Source organism: Streptomyces sp. NPDC042201, from assembly GCF_055582185.1.
In genome coordinates this window covers 428648-455645 of record NZ_JBVJDS010000001.1, presented here as the reverse complement: position 1 = coordinate 455645, position 26998 = coordinate 428648, and the positions used below count along the sequence as shown (strand labels likewise).

Sequence of the window (26998 nt, the reverse complement as noted above, 5' to 3'; positions counted from 1 at the left end):
CCATCTGAGAGCGCCTGGTCGTGGTCGTCGCCGGCGACGAAGCACTGGGAAAGCTTGATTGCACGCGTTTCACGCTACGGGCGGGGGGGCAGCTTTCGCTTCTCCATTCCTGACCGATCGCGGATAGACGCGCTCGATATCGGCTGCGGCGCGGGCAAAACCGCCGTACGCGGCGCGCTGCCGATTCGCGAGGAAGGTGGCCGTCCAGAGCGGACGAGGAGGGAAAAGAGGAGTACCCACTCCTTTCCACTCTTAACTTATAGCGCACCGGGGGGCTTGCGGCAAGACCCTGGTCGTACCGCAGAATCTCCCATCGAGGCCAGAATTTACGGAAATGGGAATCGCGAAATGCGTGTGCTGTTGTCGACGTACGGGTCGCGCGGGGACGTCGAGCCGATGGTGGGACTCGCGGTGCGGTTGCGGGAGCTCGGCGCGGAGGCGCGGATGTGCGCGCCGCCGGACCAGGAGTTCGTGGAGCTGCTGGCCGGTGCCGGTGTGCCGCTGGTGCCGATCGGCCGGCCGATGGGCTCGATGGTGCGACCGTCATCGGCGGCGGACGCCTCCCGGCGCGTGGCCGAGCTGGCCGCGCAGTTCGACCCCATCACCGCGGCGGCCGAGGGATGTGACGCCCTCGTGGCGACCGGGTTAGCGCTTTTCGCCTCGCGGTCGGCGGCCGAGAAGCTGGGCATTCCTTATGTGTACGCGACCTTCTGCCCGTTCATTCTGCCGTCGCCGCACCACGCGCCGCCGGCGGGGCTGCTGCCGGACGGGCCGTTTCCGCCGGAGGTGACCGACAACCGGGCGCTGTGGGAGCTGAACGCCCAGAGCTTCAACACGCTGCACGGCCCGGCGCTCAACACCCACCGGGCCTCGATCGGTCTGCCGCCGGTGGACGACGTCCGCACCTTCATGCTCACCGACCAGCCGTGGCTGGTGGCGGACCCGACCCTGGGCCCGTGGCCGGAGACCTCGGACCTCGATGTCGTACACACCGGTGCGTGGATCCTGCCGGACGAACGCCCGCTCCCTGACGAGCTGGTGGCGTTCCTGGACGCCGGCGCCCCACCGGTGTACGTCGGCTTCGGCAGCATGTGCCTCGTCTCGCAGGAGGTCACCCGGGTGGCCGTCGAGGCGATCCGCGCGCAGGGCCGCCGCGCACTCGTCGGGCGCGGCTGGGCGGGCCTGGCCCTGATCGACAACCAGGACGACTGCTTCGTCGTCGGCGAGGTCAACCAGCAGGCACTGTTCGGCCGGGTGGCCGCCGTCGTGCACCACGGCGGCGCGGGGACGACCACGACGGCCGGCCGGGCCGGCGCTCCTCAGGTGGTGGTACCCCAGGCCGGGGACCAGCTGTACTGGGCGGACCGGGTGGCCGACCTGGGCATCGGCGCGGCACACGACGGTCCGACTCCGACCACCGAGTCCCTGTCAGCCGCGCTCAGAACGACCCTGACCCCGGAAACCCGCGCACGAGCGACCGCCGTGGCCGGCACGATCCGCACCGACGGGGCGGCGGTGGCTGCGAAGCTGCTGCTCGACGCGGTCAATCGGAGCTGCGGTCAATCGGAGCTGAGGACATGAACCCACTGGACATGAACCCCCTGACCACCAGCGCGTTCGACCTTCCCGACCGCCTCTCCCCCAAGGCCGACCCGACACTGATCGCCGGCGACGAGCAGCACTTCGCGGCCATCGCGGAGTGCCTCGAACAGTCGATCGCCGAGCTGTCCGACCTCCTCGATGCCGAGCGCAGGGCGCCCGGCGGCGCAGGCCGGCAGGCGATGGACCGGGACGTGGAGATCCACCGGCTGACCGCTCGCCTGCGCGCCCTGCGTCGCTTCGGTCTGGACCTGTGCCTCGGACACATGGTCGGCGCGGACAGCCCCGAGCCCGTGTACGTCGGACGACTCGGCCTTACGGACAGCACGGGCCGCCGGCTGCTGCTCGACTGGCGCTCCCCCGCGGCCGAGCCGTTCTTCGGAGCCACCCACGCCAACCCGATGGAGCTGGCGAGCCGCCGCAGGTATCGCTGGACCCGCGGCCAGATCAGCGACTACTGGGACGAGGTGTTCACCTCGGACGGGTTCGCCGGGCACGCCGCGCTCGACGACCAGTCCGCCTTCATCGCCGGCCTGGGCAGCAACCGGTCGCCGCGGATGCGAGACGTGCTCGGCACCATCCAGGCCGACCAGGACGCCATCATCCGCGCGGGATCCCGTGGCGCTCTCGTCGTCGACGGCGGTCCGGGTACGGGGAAGACCGTCGTCGCTCTGCACCGCTCCGCCTACCTCCTCTACTCCGACCCCCGTCTCGGTCACCGCCGGGGCGGCGTGCTGTTCGTCGGTCCGCACCAGCCCTACCTGGGCTATGTCGCCGACGTGCTCCCCAGCCTCGGGGAGGAGGGCGTGCAGACCTGCACCCTGCGGGACCTCGTCGCCGAGGGAGCGGCGGCAGCGGTCGAGACCGACCCGGACGTGGCCCGCCTGAAGTCGTCCGCGAATCTGGTGAAGGCGATCGAGACGGCCGTCAGGTTCTACGAGGAGCCGCCCACCAAGGGGATGACGGTCACGACCCACTGGTCCGACATCTGGCTGAGCGCCGACGACTGGGCCGTGGCGTTCGAAGCGGCGGAAGCCGGTACTCCGCACAACGAGGCGCGCGACCAGGTCTGGGAGGAGCTGCTCACGATCCTGGTGGACAAGCACGACGACGACGCCTCGGCCGGCCCGCTCCGTAAGTCGCTGCCGCGGAACAGGGAACTGCTCACGGCCTTCAACCACGCGTGGCCGCTGCTCGAAGCGGCAGACCTCGTCGGAGACCTGTGGTCGGTACCCGCCTACCTGCGCAAGTGCGCTCCCTGGCTCGGCCCCGATGACGTAGCGCTGCTGCGGCGCGCGGACGCCCAGGCCTGGACGGTGTCCGACCTGCCGCTCCTGGACGCGGCCCGGCAGCGGCTCGGCGACCCGGAGGAGTCACGACGTAAGCGCCGGCATCACGCCTTTGTCGCCGCCGAACGCGAGCAGATGGCCAAGGTCGTCGATGTCCTGCTGCAGGCGGATGACGACGGTGAAGGTGTGCTGACGATGCTGCACGGACAGGACATGAAGGACTCCCTGGTCGACGAGAGCGCATCGCCCAGCGCCGAACCGGACCTGCTCGCCGGCCCGTTCGCGCACATCGTCGTGGATGAGGCCCAGGAACTGACCGACGCGGAGTGGCAGATGCTGCTGCTCCGGTGCCCGTCCCGGAGCTTCACCATCGTCGGGGACCGTGCCCAGGCCAGGCACGGGTTCACGGAGTCGTGGCGGGAACGGCTCGAACGGATCGGGCTCGGCCGGATCACCCTGGCCTCCCTGAGCATCAACTACCGGACGCCGGAAGAGATCATGGCGGAGGCCGAGCCGGTCATCCGGGCCGTACTCCCGGACGCCAACGTGCCGACCTCGATCCGCAGCGGCGGCGTCCCCGTCGTCCACGGATCCGCCGCGGATCTGAGCGCGGTCCTCGACACCTGGCTCGCCGCACATGCCGACGGGATCGCCTGCGTCATCGGCGATCCCACCTTCCGGACGACGTCCCGCGTCCGGTCGCTGACCCCGGAACTGTCGAAGGGGCTCGAATTCGACCTGGTCGTCCTCATCGACCCGGAGGCGTTCGGCGAGGGCGTCGAAGGAGCGGTCGACCGCTATGTCGCGATGACCCGGGCGACCCAGCAACTCGTCATCCTCACCAGCCCCTGACGCCGGCCGGACGGGTGCCGGGCTGTCACCTGCCGGCCGGGGCGGCGGCTTCGAGGGCGTCGACACTGCCGGACATGAGGGTGCGCAGATGCGTGGTGAGGTGCTCGGCGGGCCAGTCCCACCAGGCCAGAGCGAGCAGGCGGGCGATGTCCTGCTCGCTGTAGCGGGTACGGATGAGCTTGGCCGGGTTGCCGCCGGCGATGCCGTAGTCGGGGACGTCGTCGACGACGACCGCGCCGGAGGCGATGATCGCGCCGTGGCCGATGGTGACTCCCGGCATCACCATGGCGCGGTAGCCGAACCAGACGTCGTTGCCGACCACGGTGTCCCCGCGGCCGGGCAGGCCGGTGATGAGGTCGACGTGCTCGGCCCAGGCGCCGCCCATGATGGGGAAGGGGAACGTCGAGGGGCCGTCCATACGGTGGTTGGCGCCGTTCATGAGGAACCGCACCCCGGTGCCCAGCGCGCAGAACTTCCCGATGACCAGCTTTTCCGGACCGTAGTGGTAGAGCACGTTGCGGGTCTCGAAAGCCGTCGGCTCATCGGGATCGTCGTAGTAGGAGTACTCACCCACCTCGATCAGCGGGGACGTCACCAGAGGCTTCAGGAGCACCACACGCGACTGTCCGGGTATCGGGTTGAGCACGGAGGGGTCGGGGGGAACGGGGCTCACGGCGGCATCACTCCAGCTGGTCTGTAAGCGTGTTGCCGCTCATGATCTCAGCAGATCGTGCCCGGGCGGGCCGCGGTGGCCCTCAGCAGATCCCGTACCAGATCGAAGTCGATCTTCTCCGGCTTACGGAAACGGAGACAGCCCTTGCCCATGTCCTGCCCGGCGAGCCGCTCGTCGAACGCCTCGCGGACGTCGCTCCGCATGAGGTAGAAGGAGACGTACTGCTTCTGGCTCGCGAAGGCGATCTCGGTGACTCCGTCCCGCTCGTACGCGGGCATCCCGTACGCCATGACCTCGCTGAACCCCTTGAGCTCCGCGCGGCACAGCGCCCGCAGCCCGGTCAGCGCGTCCTTGCGTTCTTCCGGGACCTCGGCCAGGTAACCGTCGACATCTTCTGCCTCGCTCCGCACCATGCGGCGAGCTTATGGCTTATGCCGGACCGGCGGTGGTGGTAGTGGCCGGACGTTCCTGGGTACGACCGTCAATCCGGTCTCCCGCCCCAGGAACGCCGTCGGCTTCAAGCCCGCGGGATCACACAATCAGCTCGGCAGGCGCTCCAGGATCCAGTTACCGAGCTCTTCGGTCATCAGGGTGTGCGGGTCATTGGTCGCGGAGAGGACGAACTCGTCCAGCTCGCTCTCCTCCGGCGACAGGCTGTCGATGTCGACGTACAGGTCCTCCTGCCGGTCGAGATCGCGTACCGCGACCGCGCTGACGGACGGCACGAAGCACGCCGAACGGTAGGGCAGGTCGATCTTCTCCCCGAAGGACTCCAGGGTGTCGCCGAGGATCCCGAAGGACTCCAGCGTGCCGCCCGGCGCACCGTCGAGCTCGGGGAATCCGCTGGTGGTCACCGTGTGCGGGCCGCCCAGCACGCCGGCCAGCTCCCCGACCGTCACCTTGCTGCCACGCGCCTGGGTGATCAGCCGTGTCTGGTCGAAGAACGGCCCGGCGCAGCTGAGCGCGTCCTTTCCGGCCGGGACCTGGTTGCCCTGCCCGTTCCCGGCGCCGTTGGCGATGCCCAGCGTGCGCGGCCTGCGGGGCCACCCGCCGACATCATGGAGCGCGCGCAGGAATTCGGTGCGCTTCACGCTCTCCCGCGGGGTGCCGTCGACCGCGTCCAGATGACGCCACAGCATCTGCTGGGAGGCGTCACTGTTGATCTGCCGGGCGTAGGTGTCGTCGAGCGGCGCCACGTACTGCGCGAACGCCTGGAGCCCGATCGGCACCCACGCACCACGGTGCGGGGTGTCGTAGGAGAGGTACACCTGCGTGCGGTGGTCGATTCCCTCGTGCTCCAGCTTGGCGAGCGCGTACCGGGCGACCATGCCGCCCATGCTGAAGCCGCCGACCAGCAGCGGGGTGTCGCCGCGCTGCTCGGCGTTGGTGCGCTGGATGGCCGCGATCATGGTCTGGGCGTTGTCCAGGATCGACGCGCTGCGCTCGTCGAACCCCAGGAGGACGACGGTCCGCCCCCGGGCCCGAAGCCGGCTGATGAACGGGAACTGCCCGTTCTCCAGCCCGGCCCACAGCCAGTCGTGGTCGGTCGGCCCCAGGTTGAACCCGTCGGCCAGAAGGACCGGGGCGGAGATCCCGTCACTTCCCTCGCCGTAGTAGACCCTGGCACTGCCGTTCGGCAGCTCCCACTCCTCGTCCGGCGCCGGCGCCCGGGTGGCGGCCGTGGCGCCCACCGGGGTGACGAGGCCGATCGGTCCAACGGCCTGCTTGGCCCGGTCGAGCTGATTGTCCGCCATGGATGTCCCTCTCATACGAATGGCAAGGAATCTCCATGATCAGGCACAAAGCGTTATCAACCATATATTTACGGGTCATAGTCATCCAGTCGGTCGATCACCTGTTAAAACCCCCGCCCCGCCGACCGGGCAGAGGCGAACCGGCGGTCTGCCGCCAGTTCGCCTCTGCCACCAGGAACTACACCTCCTCGACGCGCCGCGTCAGCGCGCGGCGATCTGCTGGAGCGCCGCACCCTGGTAGCGGGCGCCGGCGTTCCAGAGGATGAAGGAGTTCATCTTGTTGGCCGCCGCGCCCTTGATCTGTTCGGCCACCTGGGCCGGCCCGTAGGTGCTGCCCATCGAGAAGTCCTGGAGCCACGGGACGACCTCGGTCTGGGTGCCCTTCGTCTGGCGGGCGAAGTCGGCGAGCGAGCGCTGCACGATCGCGTACGGGGCGGTGTCGGGGTTGGCGACGCCGTACTCCCCCGGTCCCCAGTGGGACGGGTAGACCATCGGCGCGATGTAGTCGCTGACCTTGACCAGGGCCGCGATGTCCTGGGCGATCTCGGTGGGCCGGGTGGCGGCTATGCCGAAGACCGAGACACCGAGGTACTTGGCGTGCGGGCGCATCGCGGTCCGGGTGTCGGCGACGAACGAGGTGATGGACTGCTCGGGCGTGGCGGACCCGATGCCCGGGAAGCGCATCTGCGCCAGCGGGCCGTCGGGGCGGCGCACGTAGTCGTAGAGGATGTCGTCGAAGCCGAGCTGAGACGCTTCGACGGCGAGGTCCTGGTTGTACTTGCGGACCGTGGGGTTGGCGAAGTTGGTGAAGGACAGGGCTCCGTACTGGCCGCCGCCGTAGGGCTCTCCGGCGGGGGTCAGCACGATCTGGTCGCGCTTGCCGGACTTCCAGGCCGCCGCGGCGAGCTTGTGGTCGCGGAAGGCGACGATGCGGCCGATGACCTGGGCGCCGGCCGCGTGGATTTCGGCTATCGCCTTGCGGGCGTCGTAGTAGCCCTTGGCCGCGCCGATCTGACGGGCCAGCGGCACCTGGGAGGCGTAACCGACCTCGCCGTCCTCGTCCTTGACGTCCAGCTGTACGGCGTTGAGCTTGCCGCTGCGGACCAGGGCGAGGATGTTGCCGCGCAGGGTGTCGTTGCCCCAGCCGATGGCGGTGATGTGCGCGGCACGGATCATGGGGCGACGGCCCCGGGCTGACACGGCCTTGGTGGTGGTGTTTCCGGCGCGGTCCACGGCGGTGACCGTCACGAGGGGGGTGCCCTTGGGCACCGTGATCTTGAAGGCCCCGGCCTTGTCGACGGAGACCTTCTTGCCGTCGACGGTCACCTGGGCGTCGGTGGCGGCCTTGCCGGCGATGGTCACGGGGCCGGCGGCGTCCTTGACCTCGGGGTCGGTCACCTTCAGGTCGGGAGCGGTGGCGTCCACGGTGAAGTCCACGACCTCCCGGTAGGAGGCGAAGGGGAGGCTGCTGTCGCCCTCCACCACCAGGGAGTGCTTGCCCTCGGCCAGCCGCGGGAGGGCGACCTTCAGACGGGCGCCCTCCGCTGTGACGGGAACCCGCGCGCCGTTGAAGGTGGCGCGCACCTTGTCCGGACTGCCGGCGTCCTTGGCGTTGAGGTAGACGCTGACCTGGGCGGCCTTGCGCCCGTCGAGGACGGCGCCGTCGGTGAGACCCTGCACGCCCGGTCCCGGCGCGAGGAAGGTCCAGCCCACTCCGGCCAGTGCGAGCGCGCCGGCCGTGACTATCAGGGCGCGCTGGCGGGAACGACGGCGGGGACGGTAGGAGGAGGCGTAGTTCGATATGTGTCTCGTGGCCATCATGACGTCCTTCGGGCTGTGCCGGGTGGGTCCTTCCATTGATTGCCGTACGGCGTGCCGGTCCTCCTGTTCTGACCGGATTTCACACGAACGGCCCCGTGCGGCCCCGGCGTGGTGACTGCGCCATCCAGGGGACGGTGCGGTACGGGGGCTCCCGCCGCCGGTAGGGATGGCGCGACACGTTCGCCTTGGAGGTCCCTCATGCGCCACCCGCTCGTCCCGCTCTGCGCCCTGGCAGGCGCCGCCCTGCTCGCCTCGGGCTGTTCCCCGGGGTCGTCACCGTCCGCCGGGGAAGGGCAGGCCGCCGCCTCGGCCGCCGCCAGCCCCGCCGCCGCGAAAGATCCGGCGGAGGTCGGCGCCGACGAGCTCGGCCAGGTGCCGGTGCTGATGTACCACCAGCTCACCGCGAAGCCGGCCAGCGTCTATGACCGCACCCCGGCCGATTTCCGGGCCGAGCTGGAGCGCCTCGCCCGGGAGAAGTACGTACCGGTCACCGCCCGGGACTTCCAGACGGGCCGCATCGACATCCCGGCCGGAACACACCCGGTGGTCCTCACGTTCGACGACTCGACCAACAGTCAGGTGCGCCTGGCCCAGGACGGCACCCCGGCGCCGGACACGGCCATCGCCATCCTCACGGAGACGGCGAAGAAGTACCCCACGTTCAAGCCGGTGGCGACCTTCTTCGTCAACGCGGACGCCTTCTCGGCCACCGGTTCCGCCAAGGCGCTGACCTGGCTGAAGGAGCACGGGTGCGAGGTCGGCAACCACACCGACCGCCACCAGAACCTGCGCTCCCTGGACCAGGCGGGCGCCACGCAGGCCATCGCTGCCGGACAGCAGGCGATCCTGAAGTCCGCGCCCGGAAACCAGGTCACGTCCCTCGCCCTGCCCTTCGGGGCCATGCCCCAGCCGGCCGAGGTCGCCGCGCGGGGAACGGGCTACCGCTACGACGGGGTGTACCTCGTGGGGGCCAACCCCTCGGTCTCGCCGTTCGCCAAGGCGTTCACGCCCGACGCGATCCCGCGGATCCGCTCGGCGGGGCCGAAGGACGCGGACGCCGAGTTCGGTTCGTCCCGGTGGCTGGACAAGCTCGCCGCCGGGAAGAGCTGGTACGTCTCGGACGGGGATCCGAACACGGTCGCCTTCCCCCGCGCCTCGCAGGACAATATGGCGCCGGCCTTCGCGAAGCGGGCCAAGCCGTACTAAGCCCTGCCGTACTGGGCCCCTGTCCCGGGCCCCAGGCCCCTGTCCCGGGCTTCGAGCCCTGTCAGATTCCGATATCGCGGCACTACCTCGTTCAGCGCCTCCATGAACCACTGGCGCGAGGTAGTGCCGCTTCGTCGTTTCCCCGTACGCCCCGGGGCCCGGGAATAGCGGTCGGGGGCTTACCGTTGTAGCGGACAGTTCAAGTTTCAACTATCTGGAATTCGAGGGGTGAGCGCGATGCAGTTCGGGATCTTCAGCGTCGGTGATGTCACGGCCGACCCGACCACCGGACGTACGCCGACCGAGCACGAGCGGATCAAGGCGATGGTCGCCATCGCGCAGAAGGCGGAGGAAGTCGGACTGGACGTCTTCGCCACCGGCGAGCACCACAACCCGCCCTTCGTCCCCTCCTCCCCCACCACCATGCTCGGCTACATCGCGGCCACCACCGAGCGGCTGATCCTCTCCACCTCCACCACGCTGATCACCACCAACGACCCGGTGAAGATCGCCGAGGACTTCGCGATGCTCCAGCACCTGGCCGACGGGCGCGTCGACCTGATGATGGGGCGCGGGAACACCGGGCCGGTCTATCCGTGGTTCGGCGAGGACATCCGCCAGGGCATACCGCTCGCCATCGAGAAGTACGCGCTGCTGCACAAGCTGTGGCGGGAGGACGTCGTCGACTGGGAGGGCAAGTTCCGTACGCCGCTCCAGGGCTTCACCTCCACGCCCCGGCCGCTGGACGGCACCCCGCCGTTCGTCTGGCACGGCTCGATCCGCTCGCCCGAGATCGCCGAGCAGGCCGCGTACTACGGAGACGGCTTCTTCGCCAACAACATCTTCTGGCCCAAGGAGCACTTCCAGAAGCTGATCCGCCTCTACCGGAAGCGGTACGCGCACTACGGACACGGCACGCCCGAGCAGGCGATCGTCGGCCTGGGCGGCCAGGCGTTCATCCGTAAGAACTCGCAGGACGCGGTACGGGAATTCCGTCCGTACTTCGACAACGCGCCGGTGTACGGGCACGGGCCCTCGCTGGAGGAGTTCACCGAGCAGACGCCCCTGGTCGTGGGCAGTCCGCAGGAGGTCATCGAGAAGACCCTGGCCTTCCGTGACTCCTTCGGCGACTACCAGCGCCAGCTGTTCCTGATGGACCACGCGGGGCTGCCGCTGAAGACCGTGCTCGAGCAGCTGGACCTGCTCGGCGAGGAGGTCGTACCGGTGCTGCGCAAGGAGTTCGCGGCGCTGCGGCCGGCCGGAGTCCCGGCAGGACCTGTCCACCCGGCCGCGGTCGCGTCGACGCCGGACATCGTCTCGAAGGAGGTCTGACCATGGAGCCCTTGAAGCTCGTCGCCGTCTCGGCCGGGCTGAGCAAGCCGTCGTCGACCAGGCTGCTGGCCGGCCGGCTGGCGGAGGCGACCGTACGGGAGCTGGCCGCCGAGGACCGCAAGGCGGAGGTCACAGTCGTCGAACTGCGCGATCTGGCCGTCGACATAGCGAACAACCTGGTCACCGGCTTCCCGGCGGCCGCGCTGCGCGCGGCGCTGGAGACGGTGACCGGGGCGGACGGCCTGATCGTCGTGAGCCCGGTCTTCGCGGCTTCGTACAGCGGACTGTTCAAGTCGTTCTTCGACCTGGTCGAGCCGGACGCGCTGCGCGGTACGCCCGTACTGCTCGCGGCGACCGGCGGCACCGCGCGTCACTCGCTCGCGGTGGAGCACGCGATGCGCCCGCTGTTCTCGTATCTGCACGCGCTGACGCTGCCGACCGCAGTCTTCGCCGCGACCGACGACTGGGGCGCGGGCGCCGACGCGTACGCGGGCGGGCTGCCGGCCAGGATCGACCGGGCCGGCGGCGAGTTCGCCGCGCTGCTGCGGGGGCGGGCGCCTGAGACCACCCCTACGGGGCAGAAGGGACAGGAGAGCGAAGAGGGGGACGATGTGGTGCCCTTCGAACGGCTCCTCGCGGACCTTGCGTAGGTTTGTCCGCAGTGGCACGAGATGAACGATCAGCAGGAGGAGCGTCATGAGCAGCAGGATCGTGGTCGGCGTCGACGGCTCGGAACCTTCCCTGAAGGCGCTGCGCTGGGCCGTACGGCAGGCGAGGCTGACCGGCGACCAGGTGAGCGCCGTGATCGGCTGGGAGTACCCGGCGACCGGCTGGGCGGCGATGATGCCGGGCACCCCGCCGGAGTTCGACCCGGAGCAGCTGGCCCGGCAGATCCTGGACGAGGCGCTGGAAAAGACCCTGGCCCCGGACGTCGCGGCCGCGGTCGAGCGCCACGTCGTCGGCGGCCCCGCCGCCCAGGCCCTGCTGGAAACCGCCGAGGGAGCGGCCCTCCTGGTGGTCGGCGACCGCGGCTACAGCGGCTTCCGCGCGGCCCTACTGGGCTCGGTCAGCCTCCACGTCACCCAGCACGCGACCTGCCCGGTGGTCGTGGTCCGCGGAGAAGCCACCGAAGACTGACACCGGCTCCTGGGTGGGCGTGGTGGAGCAGGGGCCGCACCCCGCCGCGGGGCGCCGTCAGAGCGCCGACACGTCGGCGACGACGCAGGCGATATTGTCCGGCCCGCCCGCGCGTCGAGCCAGGTCGATCAGGTCCCGGACCGCTGGTTCGGGGCCGTCGGCCGTGGTGACGACGTCCCGGATCGCCTCCGGAGGCACCGCCGCGAAGAGTCCGTCGGAGCAGAGCAGATAGCGGTCGCCCGCCCGCGCGTCATGCAGCCGCAGATCGGGGCGGGCGAGGCCCGCACTGCCGTCCAGCGCCCTCAGCAGCATGGCCCGCTGCGGGTGCGAGGCTGCCTCCTCGGCGCTGAGAGTGCCTTCGTCGATCATCGACTGCACTACCGAGTGGTCGTGCGTGATCTGGAAGAACTCCCCGTCCCGCAGCAGATACGCGCGCGTGTCGCCGATATGGACCAGCGCCAGCTGCGAGCCGGTCCACAGCATGGCGGTGAGCGTCGTACCGGAATCGGCCAGGCCGTTCACGGCTCGGTTCACCCCTTCCACGGACTCCGCCAGCGCGTTGAGCAGATCCCCGCCCGGCAGCGGGCCCACTCCCCGCCCCGAGCCCGACGACCCCGTGTCCGAGCCCCAATCCGGACCCGCCGGCGACGGACCCGCCAGCGACTTCAGCGCCTCGATCGCGGCCGTACTGGCGTGCGCCCCCTCGCCCCCGTAGCCGTCCGCGACGGCGAGCAGCCGCGACCCGGCATACGCCGCGTCCTGGTTGGTCTCCCGGACCAGACCTCGGTCCGAGCGAGCCGCGTAACGGATCCCGAGGGGAGCGTTCCCATCAGATGACATGGCAGCAGCGTCCTTCCCTGCCGGAAGCCCCGACAGATGGTCGATGAGGAAGGTCGCCAGGTCCCGGCGGGCGGCGGTCTCCGCCTCCACCCGAGCCCAGTACGCCCGGACATCCCGGCCCGCCGCGGCCGCGTCCGTCTCGTAGAGATCGCACACGTCGCCGATACGGGCCAGCGGCATCCCGATGCGCCGGAGCCACGCCACCAGCCGGGCACGCTCCAACTGCGTCTCGTCGTAGTACCGGTAGCCGGTGTACGGGTCGACGCGAGCCGGCCGCAGCAACCCCAGCTCGTCGTAGCGGCGCAGCGCCTTCGCGGACAGCCTGGACGCACGGGCGAACGCACCGATCGTCAGCGAACCCATGCTTCCTCCTCATGCCGGGCACCTCGCCCGGCCCGACCGATGCTGGCGCTTCCCCAGGGAGGAAGGTCAAGCACGAGCGCGATCGGCGACTCTACGCAGAGGCTGAGAGAGGTCACACGCGGAGGAGCGGCCCGCGGGATACGATCCGGCGGGCCGCACGGTGGGGGGCGGGGGGCGTCTGGTCAGGTGTCTCTCGTGTAGAAGACGTAGAACGTCACGATGATGGCGCCGGCACCGATGGCCAGGCCGATTCCCGACGACAGCAGCACGCTGTGTCCGGTGAGGCTGTAGAGGAACCCCATCGACCCGCCGACCAGGAGCCCCCAGGCTCCGGCGCGCAGTTCCCTGGGCAGCATGCGGCCCATCTGGACGAGGCCGTAGATCAGTATGCCCATCGCCGCCGCGGAGATCAGACCCAGGGCGAGCTGTCCGTACGTGGCCGCTCCGCCGCCGCGGGCGATGAAGGCCGCGTACGCGCCGTAGATGAGGCCCAGCAGGACAGCCAGCCCCAAGGTGAGTGGAGAAGCGCGCCGTGAGACGGGCCGTGAGGCGCGTGGACGGATGCGTGGAGGGGCGTGGTGCCGCGCGGGCATCGGCGCATGTGTAGCCATGGCGGGGAACTCCTTCCCTCACATCCCCCTCTTCTCCAGGGCACACCCGCCCGTCACGCGCGGCAACCCGTGGCCCCTCACCGGGTCGGCGGCGCACCGCTCGCGCCCACCGCCCGCTCCGCGTTCCCTGGAGACGTGCGGACCTTCCTTTCCACGGCGCTGATCGCCCTGCTGGCGGTCCTCACTCCGTTGAGCGCCATCGCGGCCTGGGCCGATCTGGAGATCAACAACGCCGACCGCTTCGTCTCCGCCATGGCACCGCTCGCCTCCGACACCGACGTACAGACCGCCGTCGCCAAACGGATCACCGACGGGGTCATGACGCAGATCGACCTGGGGCCGCTCCAGGACCAGGTCCGTACTCTGCTGCACGAGGCCGTGCTGTCCTTCTCCACCACCGAGGCATTCAAGTCCGCGTGGAAGACCGCGAGCCGCGCCGCGCACACCGCCGCCGAGCAGGTTCTGACCAACGGCGGCGGCAGCAGGGTGACCATCGATCTGGCGCCCATCACCGAACAGGTGAAGGCGCAGCTGATCAAGGACTCGGTGCCGTTCGCCAACCGGATCCCCGTGCGGCACAGCACCATCACGGTCCTGGAGGCCAACGGGCTCGGGGTCTGGCGCGATGTCATCCAGGGGCTCCGCGCGGCCGGGATCTGGCTGGCCGTGGGGACGGTGGTGCTCACGGCCCTCGCCGTGCTGCTCGCGGTGCGCCGGCGCCGGGCGCTGATCGGCGTCGGGCTCGCCCTCGCGGTCGGCGCGGTTCTGCTGGCCGTCGTCGTCATGGTGGCGCGCGGGACCATCCTCGAAGAACTGCCGGACAACGGTGACCGGTCGGCGGCCGCCGCGATCTACAACGCGCTGACCGACTCGCTCCGCGCGACGGCCTGGATCGTCCTCGCCGTCGGGCTCGTCCTCGCTCTGGCCGCCGGGCTCACGGGCCTGCTGCGGCGGGGCCGGCCGGCTCCCCCGGGGCGTACCCCGGTGTCCGCGGGGGCGGGTGCGCCGGACCGCTCCTGACGGCGGCCCAGCTGCCGCACCTGGAACATCCGGACCGGTTCAACGCGGCGCCACGGGCATCCCTCACCGGACTTTACTGAATCTTTATACCGATCCCACCCGGTCGAATGTCCCTTTTGTGTCATTTGGAGCACCATGGGGTTATGAGCCAGAACACAACACATCGGCCCCCCGGAACGGGCATGGGCACAGGCGCAGGAACCGGCGGTACCGGACAAGGAGCCGGCGCAGGCATGAACATGGGCACCGGCACTGGCGCAGGCACCGGAGCTCACATGGGAAAGAAGGCAGCCTGGGCCACAGGCGGAGCGTTCTTCGCCGGTGTCCTCATGCTGGTCTCTGGGGTCACGAACATCCTTCAGGGCATAGTCGCCATCAGCCATGACGCCTTCCTCAACCGCGTCACCGGCTACGCCTACACCTTCAACCTGACGTCGTGGGGCTGGATCCATCTGGCGATAGGCGTCCTGGTCGCCGTCACCGGTCTGGCCATTCTCATGCGCGTCCCCTGGGCACGGTACGCAGGTATCGCATTCGCGGCGCTGAACCTCGTGGCTCAGTTCCTCTACCTGCCCTACCAGCCCGTCTGGGCGGTCGTCGGCATGGCCCTCTCGGCGTTCGTGATCTGGGCGCTGACCACCGACCGCGTAACGTCCCATACAGCCCGAACCTAGACGTCCCGAACCGCAATCCGCATACGAACGGGTTCAACCCGACGACACGCTATGGGCCTTTGGGGACAGCAGCCACCGCTGCTGTCCCCAAAGGCCCATACCGTCGCAAGGGAGGCCGAGCAGTCATGAACGCCACCGGCAACAACGACGAGATCCTCGACGACATCGGCGCCCTCGTCGCCGAAGAACGCCATCTGCGCGAACGCTCGACCCAGCATCTCGGCCTCGCGGACGAGGAGCAGGCGCGGCTGCGCTCCGTCGAAGTCCGGCTCGACCAGTGCTGGGACCTGCTGCGGCAGCGCCGCGCCAAGTCGGAGTTCGGCGAGAACCCGGACGAGGCGGCGGTCCGCCCGCCGAGCGAGGTCGAGGGATACCAAGGCTGAGCCGCCCGGTCACCCACGGCGGACAGACCCGGTCACCCACGGCGGACAGAGCTGACGTTTCTCCACCCCATACGTCAGTGTGTCGCCCATGGGAGAACCTGAGGACCCGCGCGACGGCGACCGATCGCCGCGCGACAAAGGCCGGCGCCGGCAGGCGGGCCGGCTGTCCCCGCCCGAGTGGCTGCTCGCGAGTCTGCGCCCGAAGCCCGCCCCCATCCCCTGGGCCGCCGCCGCCCGCGCCTCCGTCGCCCTGGCCGTACCCCTCGCGGCCGGCCTCGCCGTCGACCGGCCCGCCTACGGCGCGCTCGTGTCGATGGGCGCGCTGTACGGCGTCATAAGCGACACCGCCGACGCGTACCGGATGCGGCTCCTCACCATCGCCGTCTCCCAGTTCTTCGGCGCCCTAGGCATCACGCTCGGCACGCTCGTCTTCGGGCAGGGCTGGCTGACCGTGGCGGTACTGACCCTGATCGCGCTCATCTCCGGGATGATCTCCTCGATCGGCGCGGTGGCCTCGTCCTCCGGTCTGCTGCTCCTGCTCACCGCCGTACTGGGCGCGGGACTTCCGTTGCCGAAGCCGTGGTGGACGGCCCCGCTGCTGCTCGGCGTCGGCGGGCTGTTCGTCCTCGTCATGACGCTGCTGGCCTGGCCGGTGCGCGGCCGGATGCAGGAACGGGCCGCCGTCGCCGGGACGTACCGCGCACTGGCCGATCTGCTGGAGGCCGCCGGCGGTCCGGACTACGACACCAAAAGGCAGGCCGTCACCCTCTCCCTCAACGAGGCGTACGACGTCGTCCTCGCCCGGCGCGCCCGCGACCACGGCCGGCGCAGTTCTCTCGTACGGCTGCTCACCCAGCTGAATGTGATCATCCCGCTGGTCGAGGCAGCACCCGCCGCCCATCTGCGCGGCCGCCCGCTGCTCGCCGCGGTCCCGGCCGCCGTACGGGAGTTGGCGGACGCGGTCGCCGAGGGCCGTACGGGCGATCCCGCGCTGGACCTGCCCGCGCCGGGCACCCCTTCCGAACGCGCCGTCGACAGCGCGATCCGGCACGCCGCGTCCGTCGTGTACCAGGCCGAACCCGACCCCAACAACGTCGACGACCGGCTCGGCCGCCCCGCCGCCCTGCGGATCCGCGCCCGCCGCGCGGCGCGCAATGTCCTGCTCTCCGAGGCTTCCTGGCGGTACGGGCTGCGCCTCGCGCTCTGCATCGGACTGGCGCAGGCGCTGGTGTCGCTGGTGCCGGTGCCACGCTCGTACTGGATCACCCTCACGGTCACCTTCGTCCTCAAACCGGACTTCGGTTCGGTCTTCTCGCGCGCCGTACTGCGCGCGGTGGGCACGGTGGCGGGGCTCGTCGTCGCCGCGGCGGTCCTGGCGGAAGTACCGCTCGGCTGGTGGGACGTGCCGGCCATGCTCGTCCTCGCCGCGATCGTCCCCGCCGTGTCCGCGAAGGGGTACGCCTTCCAGACGGCGGCCGTCACACCGGTCATCCTGCTGCTCTCCGATTTCCTCAGCCACCAGGGCGTCGGCCTGATCCTCACCCGGTTCATCGACAGCATGATCGGCTGCGGGATCGCACTGATCGCGGGCTATCTGCTCTGGCCGGAGAGCTGGCACACCCGGATCGGGGACCGGCTCGCGGACGCGGTCGAGGACGCGGCGGAGTACGCGCGGTACGCGTTCGGCACCACGGGTGACGGCGTCACGGGTGACGGCGTCACGAGTGGGCGGGCACGCCGGGCCGAACGGGCGGACCAGGCCGAACGGGTGCGCAGGCGCCGCCGTATCTACCGCGATCTGTCGGTCGTACGCACCGAATTCCAGCGGGCCCTGACCGAGCCGCCGCCCATGGGAGCGCGGGCGGCGGCCTGGTGGCCACTGGTCGTCGCGGTGGAACGCATCGTCGACACGACGACGGCGGCCCGCGTCCGCGTCAACCACGGAGCCCCGCCGCCCGCCCCGGCGGAGATCGCCGACATCGAACGCCAACTGCGCGACATGGCGGCCGCGCTGCGGTCGAGCGAGGTCCTGGTCGAGGTACGGACGGAGCTGGCGGGCGACGAGAAGGGCGTACTCGCTCCGCTGCGCCAGGAGGTGAAAGCGGCGCGGGCCATCGCGTCCCCGCAACGGCGGACCGGCCTCACCGGGCCCACCGGGCCCACCGGACTCACCGGCCGAACACCTTGAGCGTCACCCAGACCCGCTTCCCCGGCCCCTGACGGGGCGCCACCCCCCAGTCGTCGGCGAGCGCGGAGACAAGAGCGAGGCCCCGCCCGCACTCCTCGTCCAGACCGGGGGTCCGCGGCCGCGGCAGATAGTCCCCGGCGTCCTCGACCTCCAGCCGGAGGAGCCCGTCGGCACGGTGCAGGCTGACGGCGATCTCCCGGCCGGGCGGACTGCCGTGGCGCAGGGCGTTGGTGACGAGCTCCGACAGAAGAAGAGCGGCGGTCGCGCCGGAGTCCCCGGGCAGGTCCATGTCCCGGCAGAGGACCTCACGCGCCCGTCCCACGCTACGGGGGTGACAGGGCAGCCGGAACGTCACATGCCGCGCGTCCTGGTCACGCTGCTGGTTCTGCTGGTGCTGTTCGCGCTGTTGCCGCTGGTCATACTGGTCGTACCGGTCGCACTGTTCACCGTCGTGGCTCATGGAACTGACCTTCCCTGCCGCACGGACTTTTACTGTCCGTACAGCAGAGATGACTGTGAGCGATTTAAGAGCACCCCTCAGTCGGACCGTCAGTCGGACCCTCGGCCGGACCGTCAGTCGGACCTCCCCAGCAGGCGATCCTGCAATCGGTCCAGGTCCCTGCGGTCGCGCTTGGTCGGGCGGCCGGCCCCTCGGTCGCGCAGGGCGATGGGGGTCACCAGTTCGCGCGGCGGGGGCGGGGGACTGTTGTCCACGTAGCACTCCACCGCCACCGGCGGGCCCACCCGCTTCCGTACGATGCGCGAGACCACCACGATCCTGTCCCGGCCCGCGTGCCGCAGGCGCACCTCGTCGCCGGACTTGAGCGTGTGCGCGGGCTTGACCCGGTCACCGTTGACGCGGACATGGCCCGCGCGGCAGGCGGCGGCCGCCTGGGAGCGTGTCTTGGTGAGCCGTACGGACCAGATCCAGCTGTCGACCCGTACCGTCCCACTGCCCGGAACCTCAGCGTCAGAAGCCATGTATCGAGGGTAGACGCGAATCGGCCGGAGGAACGGGGTGACGCCCGTCCGAGTCGGAGGAACGGGGGGGGTGACGCCCGTCCGAGTCGGAGCAACGGGGGGTGACGCCGGTCCGAGTCGGCGCCACCCCGCGACCCTCGCGCGTCAGACGCCGATGTCGCTGCCGTCCTTGCGCCAGACCGAGACCACCGACGGGCGGACGATCTTCCCCGGTCCGTCCGGCCACGCGCTCGCCGGCTTCTCGACGGTCGCGCCGTCGATCTCACCCGGGTGCTGCACGGCGACCAGGACCCGGCGGTCCTGAACGATCGGCCCGCAGGTCTCCGCACCGTTCGGCATGGTCAGGAACTGCTTGAGCTCACCACGCCGGTCACCCTGCGTTGCGACACCGAACAGGCCGTCGTGCGTGCCGAGCTGATTGCCGTCCGTCGAGATCCACAGGTTGCCGTGCGGGTCGAAGGCGACGTTGTCGGGGCAGGAGATCGGGCTGACCTTCTCCTTGGGGAAGCCCGCGAAGTAGGTGGCGGGGTCCTTCGGGTCGCCCGCGACCAGGAAGAGCCGCCAGGCGAAGCCGTCGCCGGCCGGGTCGTCCCAGTTCTCGGCGAGCTCCAGGATGTGGCCGTGCTTGTTGGCGTTACGGGGGTTGGCCTCGTCGGCGCCCGCCTTGCCCGCCTTGCCGCGGTCGGTGTTGTTCGTCAGCGCGACGTAGACCCGGCCGGTGCGCGGCGACGGCTCGACGTCCTCGGGACGGTCCATCTTGGTGGCGCCGACCTTGTCGCCCGCGAGGCGCGTGAAGACGTACACCTCGTCGGCGGTCATGCCGGGAACGTGCGACACATCGCCGGTGGCGAGCGGGATCCAGACGCCGGAACCGTCGAACTCGCCGTCGTTCGGGAGCTTGCCGGTGCCGTCGAACTCGCCGGCCGGGCTGTCACCGGTGAGCTTGGCGACATACAGCGTGCCCTCGTCGAGCAGCGTGAGGTTGTGCTCGTGGGCGGCGCGGCCGCTGCCCTTCTTCATCTGCTTCGACGAGACGAACTTGTACAGGTAGTCGAAGCGCTCGTCGTCACCCATGTACACGACGGGGCGGCCGTCGGCGGTGAGACGCGGCTGCGCGGCCTCGTGCTTGAAGCGGCCGAGGGCGGTGCGCTTCTTGGGCGTGGAGTCCGGGTCGTACGGGTCCAGTTCGACGATCCAGCCGAAGCGGTGGGCCTCGTTGGGCTCCTGCTTGAGGTCGAAGCGCTTGTCGAACAGCTCCCACTTGCGCTCGGTGGCGGCGGTGCCGATGCCGTAACGCAGGTCCGTCGCGCTCGATCCGTTGGCGAAGTACTGGTTGAAGTTCTCCTCGCCGTGCAGCGTGGTGCCCCAGGGGGTCGTACCGCCGCCGCAGTTGTTGAGCGTGCCGCGGACCCTGCTGCCCGTACGGTCCGCCGAGGTGCGCAGCAGGTCGCTGCCCGCGGCCGGTCCGGTGAGAACGAACTCACTGGTGACGGTCAGACGGCGGTTGAGCTGGTGGCGGGTGACGGCGGTGAGCTTGCCGCTCTTGCGGTCCTCCTCGACCACGACGACGGAGAGGCCGTGGGCGGCCCAGGCGATCTCCACCTGCTCGCGGGTCGGCTTCGCGGGGTCGTACCCCTTGAACATGAGGATTTCGTCGGTGTACTCGTGGTTGGCCACGAGGACCTGGCGGCCGCGCTCGCCCTTGAGGGGGAGCAGGCTCAGGAAGTCGTTGTTGTAGCCGAACTGGCCGGCCTGCGCCTTGGCGGTCTGCTTGTCCGGGTTGAAGTCCGGCGCACCGCGCAGGATGGGGTCACCCCAGCGGATGACGACGTTCTGGCTGTAGCCGGAGGGGATGGTCACCTGGTCGGCGGTGTTGGGGGCGACGGGGGTGAAGCGGAGGCCGCGGGCGCCGTCCACCGTGGGGGTCTTGCCCTTGGCGTGGGCGTCTGTGCCGAGCGGGGCGGCGACGGCCGGGGAGTCACCGGGGCCACCGATGACGGCGGTGCCCGCGGCGGCGGCGACCGTCACGACGGCGGCGGCTCGCATCATGGAACGGCGGGACAGCGCACCGGCGATGACGTCGCCGACGTACTCGTTGTCACTCTTGTTGGGTACTTCGTGGAAACAGGCATCGCCGCAGCGGTAGCGGCAGGTCAGAGCGGAGCGTCCGCCTGGGTGAGAGTTGAGCAGCGGCAGCAGTTTGCGCACTTTCGCCTCCGAGAATGGGGTGGTTTCGGCGCGCGCCCCGCGCCGACACAGCCGACAGGGTGTCGGGATGTCTCGGCGGTGACGCTAGGTGGAGATCCCAGCACGGCGGAGGCGTCCGGGTGAACGGGCGATGAATGTGGGGCGACCGGGGAGCGGGGCTCGTACGGCGGCCGGCGCGGGGCTCGTACGACGGCGGGGCAGGGCTCGTACGACGGCGGGGCGGTCGTCGGCCCTTGACCTGCCCGGGTGCGCGTTGGCCGCCCCTGCCGGAGATCACTCCGAGCGGCCGCTAACCTTACGTATCCGCCCTGGCCAGGGATGCCGCGTTTTTCGTGACTCTCCGGCGGCGGGGCGGACACCGCACCCAACTCATCTGAAAGGCCTCGCATATGGGCATTCGGAGCTTGCTGCGCAAGGTGTTCGGACGCGACCGTGCGGAGGACCGCAACGAGTCGGTGGCAGCCTCCGTACCGCCCCAGGCCGACCGTACGGAGTCGGCGAAGCCGGCGCCCAAGGACCCGGAGACGGGTACGGGCACGGAGACGGTCGCGGCCACGGAGACGACGACGAAGACAACGGCGGGCACCGCTACGGCGACGGCTACGGGTACGGCTGCGGCCGACTCGGGCGTGACCGTGCCGGCGCCGGCCCGCGCGTCGTCCTCGGCGGAGGGGGCCGCGGACCTGGTGGCCGCGGCGTTCGACAACCCCCGCCCGGCCGCGCAGGACGGAACCGTCCCGGCGCAGACGACGCGCTCGACCGACGACGCACCGTCAGCGACGGTCCCGGCACAGACGACGGCGGAGCCGGAACCGGCCGCTGCCGCAGACGCTGACGCTGACGCTGCTGCTGCCGCCGCCGCAGACACTGCCGCTGACACGACGGCGACGGACGCCGAGCCGGAGGCAACGCCCGTACCGCCGGTGGACGTTACGGCCCCGAGGAACAACCCGCAGGCGGAGGCCGACCCGGTCGTCCCGGCGGACGCCGAGGACCCGGTCGCCCCGGCGCCGGAGAGCGAGCCGGAGAACGAGCCGGAGAGCACGCCGGAGCCAACCACCACGTCAGAGGCGGCCGTTCCGGCCCCCACGACGCCGGAGGCCGAGACCGAGCCTGAGGTCGTGGCCGAGACCGAGCCTGAGACCGAGCCTGAGGTCGTGGCCGAGACCGAGCCTGAGGTCGTGGCTGAGGTCGTGGCCGAGACCGAGCCTGAGGTCGTGGCTGAGGTCGTGGCCGAGACCGAGCCTGAGGTCGTGGCTGCTGACACGGACGAGGCTGCGCCTGAGGCGGAGACCGCGGCTGAGGCCGACAACGCCGCGGCTCGGGAGATCGCGCCCGAGCCCGTGGCCACGCCGGCACCCGAGCCGGTCATCGCGGACGACACCACGGAGGCGGCCGAACCCGAGCCCGTACCCACGCCGGTACCCACGCCCGAGCCCGTACCCGCGCCCGAGCCCGTACCCGTAGCGGCGACCGCCGCCGCGACCGCGCCCCTGTCCACCCCGAGCCCGGAGGCCATCGCCCCCGGGCTCGTCGACCACTACGCAGCCGCCGGGGACGCGCTCAAGGGCCGGGGGATCGACGGGCAGCGCGCCAGCGTGTATCTCGTTCTCGACCGGTCGGGCTCCATGCGGCCGTACTACAAGGACGGCAGCGCCCAGCACCTCGCCGAGCAGACGCTCGCCCTCGCCGCCCACCTCGACGAGAAGGCCGTCGTCCACACGGTGTTCTTCTCCACCGACATCGACGGCACGGCCGACCTCGCTCTCACCGCGTACGAGAGCGTCGTGGACACGGCGCACGCCGGCTTCGGGCGCATGGGCCGTACCAGCTACCACCGGGCCGTCGAAGAGGTCGTCGAGCACCACGAGAAGTCGGGGGCCGAAGGGCCGGTGCTCGTCGTCTTCCAGACGGACGGGGCGCCCGACGCCAAGCAGCCCGCGAAGCAGGCGCTCATCGATGTGGCGGGCAAGCCGTTCTACTGGTCGTTCGTGGCGTTCGGGGAGCACGACTCCAAGGCGTTCGACTTCCTGCGCAAGCTGGGGATGGACAACGTCGGGTTCACCCACGCGGGACCGGCGCCCCGCGAGGTCGCGGACGCCGATCTCTACCGCGAGCTGCTCGCCGGCTGGAAGCCGTAACGCACCAAACGACAAGCACCGAGATGAACCGACCGCTGCCGTCGGCCCGCGTCAGTCACGCGCGGCCGGCGGCAGCGTCACTGTCACCGTCAGACCCCCGCCGGGCCCGCCCGGCGCCGCCGTGACCGTCCCCCCGTGCGCCACCGCGATCGAGCGCACGATGGAGAGACCGAGCCCCGCCCCCGGGCCCATCCGATCGCGGCCCTCACCCCGTCTGAACGGTTCGAACAGCGCGGGGATGTCCGCCTCGGCGACCTCGGGACCGTTGTTACGCACCACGAGCACGCACCCGCGGACGGAGATCTCCACCGCCCCGCCGGGCACGTTGTACGAGACCGCGTTGGCCAGCAGGTTTCCCACCAACTGACCGATTAACAGCCGGTTCCCCCGCACCACGCAACCACCGGCACCAGCACCTGCACCCGCACCCGCGTCCGCGTCCGCGTCCCCACCGGCACCCGCGTCCGCACCGGCGCCGGCGCCCCCGTCCACGCCGGACGCGGACAGGCCGTACCGAGCCGCCTCCTCCGCCACCGTCTCGCCCAGATCGACCAGCTCCTGGTCCTCGACCTCGCGCTCGCTCCGCGCCAGCACGAGCAGTCCCTCGATGAGCTGCTCACTGCGCCGGTTGTTGTCGAGCAGGGTCTGCTTCGTACGGGCCAGCTCCTCCGGTGAGCAGAGGTCCTCAAGACCGACCTGGATCGCGGCGCGCTGCGTCGCCAGCGGGGTCCGCAGCTCGTGCGAGGCGTTCGCGATGAACCTGCGCTGGCTGTCGAAGGCCTTCTGCAGCCGCGCCAGCAGCGCGTCCAGCGTGTCGCCCAGTTCCTTCAGCTCGTCGTCGGGACCGCTCGCCCCGATCCGCTCATGGAGATTGCGCTCGGAGAGCCGACGGGCCTTGGCCGTCATCGCGTGCACCGGCCGCAGCACCCGCCCCGCCGTCCACCAGCCGACCCCCACCGCGCACGCCGCCATCACCAGCAGCGCGGCGATCGACCAGAACAGCATCTCGTGGGAGGCGGCGTCGCTGACGTTGTCGGTGACCTGGTAGACCGTGACCGGCGCGATCTGCCGCCCGGTGATCAGCCCGCGCACCGATGCGGCGGGCAGCGCGGGCGCCACCGGGACCGGCGCCACCCGGGCGGCGATGGCCGCGGCCTCGTTCTCCGTACCGGCGTTGGAGAGCAGATTGACCACGGTCAGCAGACAGCCGCCGAGCACGACGAAGACCCCGCCGTAGATGAGCGCGATGCGGGTACGGATGGTGGAGCCGGCGATCGGCGCGGGCCACGTGCCCGCGCGTATCGCGCCTATCGGCCGCATCACAGGGCGTATCCCACGCCCTGCACCGTACGGATCAGCGGCGGATCGCCGAGCTTGCCCCGCAGCTTGCTCAGACAGACCCGGACGGCGCCCGTGAACGGATCCGCGTGCGCGTCCCAGGCCCGCTCCAGCAGCTCTTCCGCCGAGACCGGCGCCCCGTCCGCCTCCAGCAGGATCTGCAGGACGGAGAACTCCTTGGGCGAGAGATCCAGCGGCTGCCCGTCCCGCGAAGCCGTCCGCCGTACGGAATCGAGCCGCACCCCGTGCCGCTCCAGCTGCGGCGGTACGGGCCTGGCGCTGCGCCGCCGCAGGGCGCGCACCCGGGAGACCAGCTCGGGGAACTCGAAGGGCTTGCCCAGATAGTCGTCCGCGCCCAGGTCGAGGCCCGCGACCCGCTCCTCCATGGACGCGGACGCGGTGAGCATCAGAATGCGCGTACGGGACGACTCGGCGACCAGCTTGCGCGCGACGTCGTCGCCGTGGACGCGCGGCAGATCGCGGTCGAGGACGACCACGTCGTAGTCGTGCAGTCCCAGATAGGCGAGGGCCGCGTCACCGCTGTACACCGTGTCGACGGCGAATCCCGCCCGCCGCAGCCCGGTGGCCACCAGCTCGGCCAGGACCTCCTCGTCCTCGGCGACCAGTACCCGCATACCCTCGTCCCCCGCCTCGTGCCCCGCCCGGCGCTCTACCGTGAGCCCCTGTCCCTCTTCGTTCATGATGCCCTTCTCCTCCCAGGATGGGCCTGTCTACGGCAAAGGGTGTTTCGCAAAGCTCTCCAGCACCGCGCCCCACCCCCCGGGCCCCGCCGCCGGCCTCACCGCTGTCGAAGGCTGCCCACCGCCGTCCACCACCCTTTATCGATGTGAAGGGACCATCGCCGGGCCTATACCATTTCGACCATGGCGGCCACTGGATCCGAAGAGCAGGGTGGGAAGGCGTACTACGTCACCACCCCCATTTACTACGTCAACGACGCTCCTCACCTGGGCCACGCCTACACGACCGTCGCAGGCGACGTGCTCTCCCGCTGGCATCGCCAGCGCGGCGAGAAGGTGTGGTACCTCACCGGCACGGACGAGCACGGTCAGAAGATCATGCGCACCGCGGAAGCGAACGGGGTCACCCCGCAGGAGTGGTGCGACAAGCTCGTCGAGGAGTCCTGGAAGCCCCTCTGGGAGCACCTGAACATCGCGAACGACGACTTCATCCGGACGACGGAGAAGCGGCACACCGACCGTGTGCAGGAGTTCGTGCAGGACCTGTACGACAAGGACGAGATCTACAAGGGCGGCTACGAAGGCCCGTACTGCGTGGGCTGCGAGGAGTACAAACTCCCCGGCGAGCTGATCGAGGACGACAACGGCGTCAAGCTGTGCGCGATCCACAAGACGCCGGTGGAGATCCTCAAGGAGGAGAACTACTTCTTCAAGCTCAGCGCGTACGCCACGAAGCTGCTGGAGCACTACGAGGCCAACCCCGGCTTCATCCAGCCCGAGTCCGCCCGCAACGAGGTCGTGAACTTCGTCAAGCAGGGCCTCCAGGACCTGTCGATCTCGCGCTCGACCTTCGACTGGGGCGTCCCGGTGCCGTGGGACGAGAAGCACGTCATCTATGTGTGGATCGACGCGCTCCTCAACTACGCAACGGCCGTCGGCTACGGCGCCAACCAGGCGAAGTTCGACTCGACCTTCCCCGCGGACGTCCACCTCATCGGCAAGGACATCCTGCGCTTCCACACGATCATCTGGCCCGCCATGCTGATGGCCCAGGGTCTGCCCGTGCCCGGCAGGGTCGCCGCCAACGGCTGGCTGATGGTCGGCGGCGAGAAGATGTCGAAGTCGAATCTGACCGGCATCAAGCCGCAGGACCTGACCTCGCACTTCGGCGTCGACGCGTACCGCTGGTACTTCCTGCGGGCCATCGCCTTCGGGCAGGACGGCTCGTTCTCGTGGGAGGACTTCAGCGCCCGCTACACCTCCGAGCTGGCCAACGACTTCGGCAACCTCGCCTCGCGCGTCGCGGCGATGGTCGGCAAGTACTTCGGCGGCGCGCTGCCCGCGGACACGGCGGCGGGCGACGCCGAGCAGGCCGTACGGGACGCACTGGCCGCGGCGGTCGCCGAGGCGGACCGGAAGATCGGCGAGGAGCTGGACTTCGCGGGCGGTATCGCGGCGGTCTTCGACTTCGTGAAGCGGGTCAACGGCTATCTGACCGAGCAGGAGCCCTGGAAGGTCGCGAAGGACGAGTCGGCCGAGGGCCAGGCACGGCTGGCGACGATCCTCTACACGGCCTCCGAGTCGCTGCGCGCGGTCGCCGTCCTGCTCAACGCGGTGATGCCGGAGACCTCGCAGAAGCTGTGGGACTCACTGGGCGCGGCGGAGTCGCTGGGCGCACTCGCGGACCAGAAGGTCCAGAACGCGGGCGTCTGGGGCCAGCTCCCCGCAGGCGCGACGGTAACGAAGGGCGCGGTGCTGTTCCCCCGCCTGGAGGAAAAGCCCACCGCATAGGCGCGAGCGCACGAAGCACCACGGAAAGGGCCCGGACCCAGCCACGGTCCCGGGCCCTTAGCCGCGTACGTACGCGAGCGCGCCGCCGGCGACGCA

Annotated in this window: 23 protein-coding genes; 12 read left to right on the top strand and 11 right to left on the bottom strand. The window is 70.5% G+C overall.

What is annotated here, in order from left to right; genetic code table 11:
• Nucleotides 1-348: 348 nt before the first annotated feature.
• Complete coding sequence (locus ACZ6MZ_RS02005; protein WP_469349215.1) at nt 349-1581, top strand: glycosyltransferase; 1233 nt, start codon at nt 349-351, stop codon at nt 1579-1581.
• A gap of 11 nt (nt 1582-1592) precedes the next feature.
• Nucleotides 1593-3740, top strand: a complete 2148-nt coding sequence (helR, locus tag ACZ6MZ_RS02000) for an RNA polymerase recycling motor ATPase HelR (protein WP_389782318.1) — start codon at nt 1593-1595, stop codon at nt 3738-3740.
• 25 nt (nt 3741-3765) lie between these two features.
• Here the strand turns inward: helR and ACZ6MZ_RS01995 are convergent, their stop codons facing one another.
• From ACZ6MZ_RS01995 to ACZ6MZ_RS01980, 4 genes are all read right to left on the bottom strand, one after another.
• Entirely contained in the window at nt 3766-4413 is a 648-nt protein-coding gene (locus tag ACZ6MZ_RS01995; RefSeq protein ID WP_469349214.1) for a CatB-related O-acetyltransferase, read from the bottom strand.
• A 47-nt stretch (nt 4414-4460) separates the two neighbouring features.
• Nucleotides 4461-4826: an iron chaperone gene (locus ACZ6MZ_RS01990; RefSeq protein WP_389782289.1), complete on the bottom strand. Its 366-nt coding sequence runs from the start codon at nt 4824-4826 to the stop codon at nt 4461-4463.
• A gap of 126 nt (nt 4827-4952) precedes the next feature.
• Nucleotides 4953-6167 carry an esterase/lipase family protein gene (locus tag ACZ6MZ_RS01985; RefSeq protein ID WP_469349212.1) on the bottom strand — a complete coding sequence of 405 codons (1215 nt, stop codon included), beginning with the start codon at nt 6165-6167 and terminating at the stop codon, nt 4953-4955.
• Nucleotides 6168-6368: 201 nt separating this feature from the next.
• Complete coding sequence (locus ACZ6MZ_RS01980) at nt 6369-7985, bottom strand: putative glycoside hydrolase (protein WP_389782294.1); 1617 nt, start codon at nt 7983-7985, stop codon at nt 6369-6371.
• A gap of 201 nt (nt 7986-8186) precedes the next feature.
• Here ACZ6MZ_RS01980 and ACZ6MZ_RS01975 point away from each other — a divergent pair, with 201 nt between their 5' ends.
• The 4 genes from ACZ6MZ_RS01975 (at nt 8187) to ACZ6MZ_RS01960 (ending at nt 11663) form a co-directional block, all read left to right on the top strand.
• Nucleotides 8187-9194, top strand: coding sequence for a polysaccharide deacetylase family protein (locus ACZ6MZ_RS01975; RefSeq protein WP_469349209.1), 1008 nt, complete (start codon nt 8187-8189; stop codon nt 9192-9194).
• Nucleotides 9195-9431: 237 nt separating this feature from the next.
• The gene (locus ACZ6MZ_RS01970; protein ID WP_469349630.1) at nt 9432-10526 is read left to right on the top strand and encodes an LLM class flavin-dependent oxidoreductase; all 1095 of its coding nucleotides are present in this window, start codon (nt 9432-9434) and stop codon (nt 10524-10526) included.
• A 2-nt stretch (nt 10527-10528) separates the two neighbouring features.
• Nucleotides 10529-11176 (top strand): FMN reductase, encoded by a 648-nt coding sequence (locus ACZ6MZ_RS01965; RefSeq protein WP_389782298.1) that lies wholly within the window; start codon nt 10529-10531, stop codon nt 11174-11176.
• 46 nt (nt 11177-11222) lie between these two features.
• On the top strand, nt 11223-11663 hold the full coding sequence (locus ACZ6MZ_RS01960) for a universal stress protein (protein ID WP_469349207.1): 441 nt from the start codon (nt 11223-11225) through the stop codon (nt 11661-11663).
• A 57-nt stretch (nt 11664-11720) separates the two neighbouring features.
• Here ACZ6MZ_RS01960 and ACZ6MZ_RS01955 read toward each other — a convergent pair whose 3' ends face one another.
• Nucleotides 11721-12866 carry a MerR family transcriptional regulator gene (locus tag ACZ6MZ_RS01955; RefSeq protein ID WP_469349205.1) on the bottom strand — a complete coding sequence of 382 codons (1146 nt, stop codon included), beginning with the start codon at nt 12864-12866 and terminating at the stop codon, nt 11721-11723.
• Nucleotides 12867-13048: 182 nt separating this feature from the next.
• A complete protein-coding gene (locus tag ACZ6MZ_RS01950; protein WP_469349203.1) occupies nt 13049-13378 on the bottom strand; it encodes a hypothetical protein in 330 nt (109 codons plus the stop codon).
• Between the two features lie 234 nt (nt 13379-13612).
• Here ACZ6MZ_RS01950 and ACZ6MZ_RS01945 point away from each other — a divergent pair, with 234 nt between their 5' ends.
• From ACZ6MZ_RS01945 to ACZ6MZ_RS01930, 4 genes are all read left to right on the top strand, one after another.
• Nucleotides 13613-14497 carry a hypothetical protein gene (locus ACZ6MZ_RS01945; RefSeq protein ID WP_469349201.1) on the top strand — a complete coding sequence of 295 codons (885 nt, stop codon included), beginning with the start codon at nt 13613-13615 and terminating at the stop codon, nt 14495-14497.
• A 275-nt stretch (nt 14498-14772) separates the two neighbouring features.
• Nucleotides 14773-15171, top strand: a complete 399-nt coding sequence (locus tag ACZ6MZ_RS01940) for a DUF7144 family membrane protein (protein ID WP_384179115.1) — start codon at nt 14773-14775, stop codon at nt 15169-15171.
• A 125-nt stretch (nt 15172-15296) separates the two neighbouring features.
• A complete protein-coding gene (locus tag ACZ6MZ_RS01935) occupies nt 15297-15554 on the top strand; it encodes a DUF2630 family protein (protein ID WP_384179113.1) in 258 nt (85 codons plus the stop codon).
• Between the two features lie 88 nt (nt 15555-15642).
• Entirely contained in the window at nt 15643-17742 is a 2100-nt protein-coding gene (locus tag ACZ6MZ_RS01930) for an FUSC family protein (RefSeq protein WP_469349198.1), read from the top strand.
• Here ACZ6MZ_RS01930 and ACZ6MZ_RS01925 read toward each other — a convergent pair.
• The 3 genes from ACZ6MZ_RS01925 to ACZ6MZ_RS01915 form a co-directional block, all read right to left on the bottom strand.
• On the bottom strand, nt 17723-18202 hold the full coding sequence (locus ACZ6MZ_RS01925) for an ATP-binding protein (RefSeq protein WP_469349196.1): 480 nt from the start codon (nt 18200-18202) through the stop codon (nt 17723-17725). The genes ACZ6MZ_RS01930 and ACZ6MZ_RS01925 overlap by 20 nt on opposite strands.
• Nucleotides 18203-18315: 113 nt before the next feature.
• A complete protein-coding gene (locus ACZ6MZ_RS01920) occupies nt 18316-18723 on the bottom strand; it encodes an RNA-binding S4 domain-containing protein (protein ID WP_469349194.1) in 408 nt (135 codons plus the stop codon).
• Nucleotides 18724-18867: 144 nt separating this feature from the next.
• Nucleotides 18868-20931, bottom strand: a complete 2064-nt coding sequence (locus ACZ6MZ_RS01915) for a PhoX family protein (protein ID WP_469349193.1) — start codon at nt 20929-20931, stop codon at nt 18868-18870.
• A 389-nt stretch (nt 20932-21320) separates the two neighbouring features.
• Here ACZ6MZ_RS01915 and ACZ6MZ_RS01910 point away from each other — a divergent pair, with 389 nt between their 5' ends.
• Complete coding sequence (locus ACZ6MZ_RS01910) at nt 21321-23072, top strand: VWA domain-containing protein (RefSeq protein WP_469349191.1); 1752 nt, start codon at nt 21321-21323, stop codon at nt 23070-23072.
• 51 nt (nt 23073-23123) lie between these two features.
• Here the strand turns inward: ACZ6MZ_RS01910 and ACZ6MZ_RS01905 are convergent, their stop codons facing one another.
• Nucleotides 23124-24392 (bottom strand): HAMP domain-containing sensor histidine kinase, encoded by a 1269-nt coding sequence (locus ACZ6MZ_RS01905; protein WP_469349629.1) that lies wholly within the window; start codon nt 24390-24392, stop codon nt 23124-23126.
• Entirely contained in the window at nt 24392-25045 is a 654-nt protein-coding gene (locus ACZ6MZ_RS01900) for a response regulator transcription factor (RefSeq protein WP_384179432.1), read from the bottom strand. Before ACZ6MZ_RS01900 ends, ACZ6MZ_RS01905 begins: the two co-directional genes overlap by 1 nt.
• Nucleotides 25046-25294: 249 nt before the next feature.
• Between ACZ6MZ_RS01900 and metG the strand changes: the two genes are divergently transcribed.
• A complete protein-coding gene (metG, locus tag ACZ6MZ_RS01895) occupies nt 25295-26902 on the top strand; it encodes a methionine--tRNA ligase (protein WP_384179102.1) in 1608 nt (535 codons plus the stop codon).
• Nucleotides 26903-26998 lie beyond the last annotated feature (96 nt).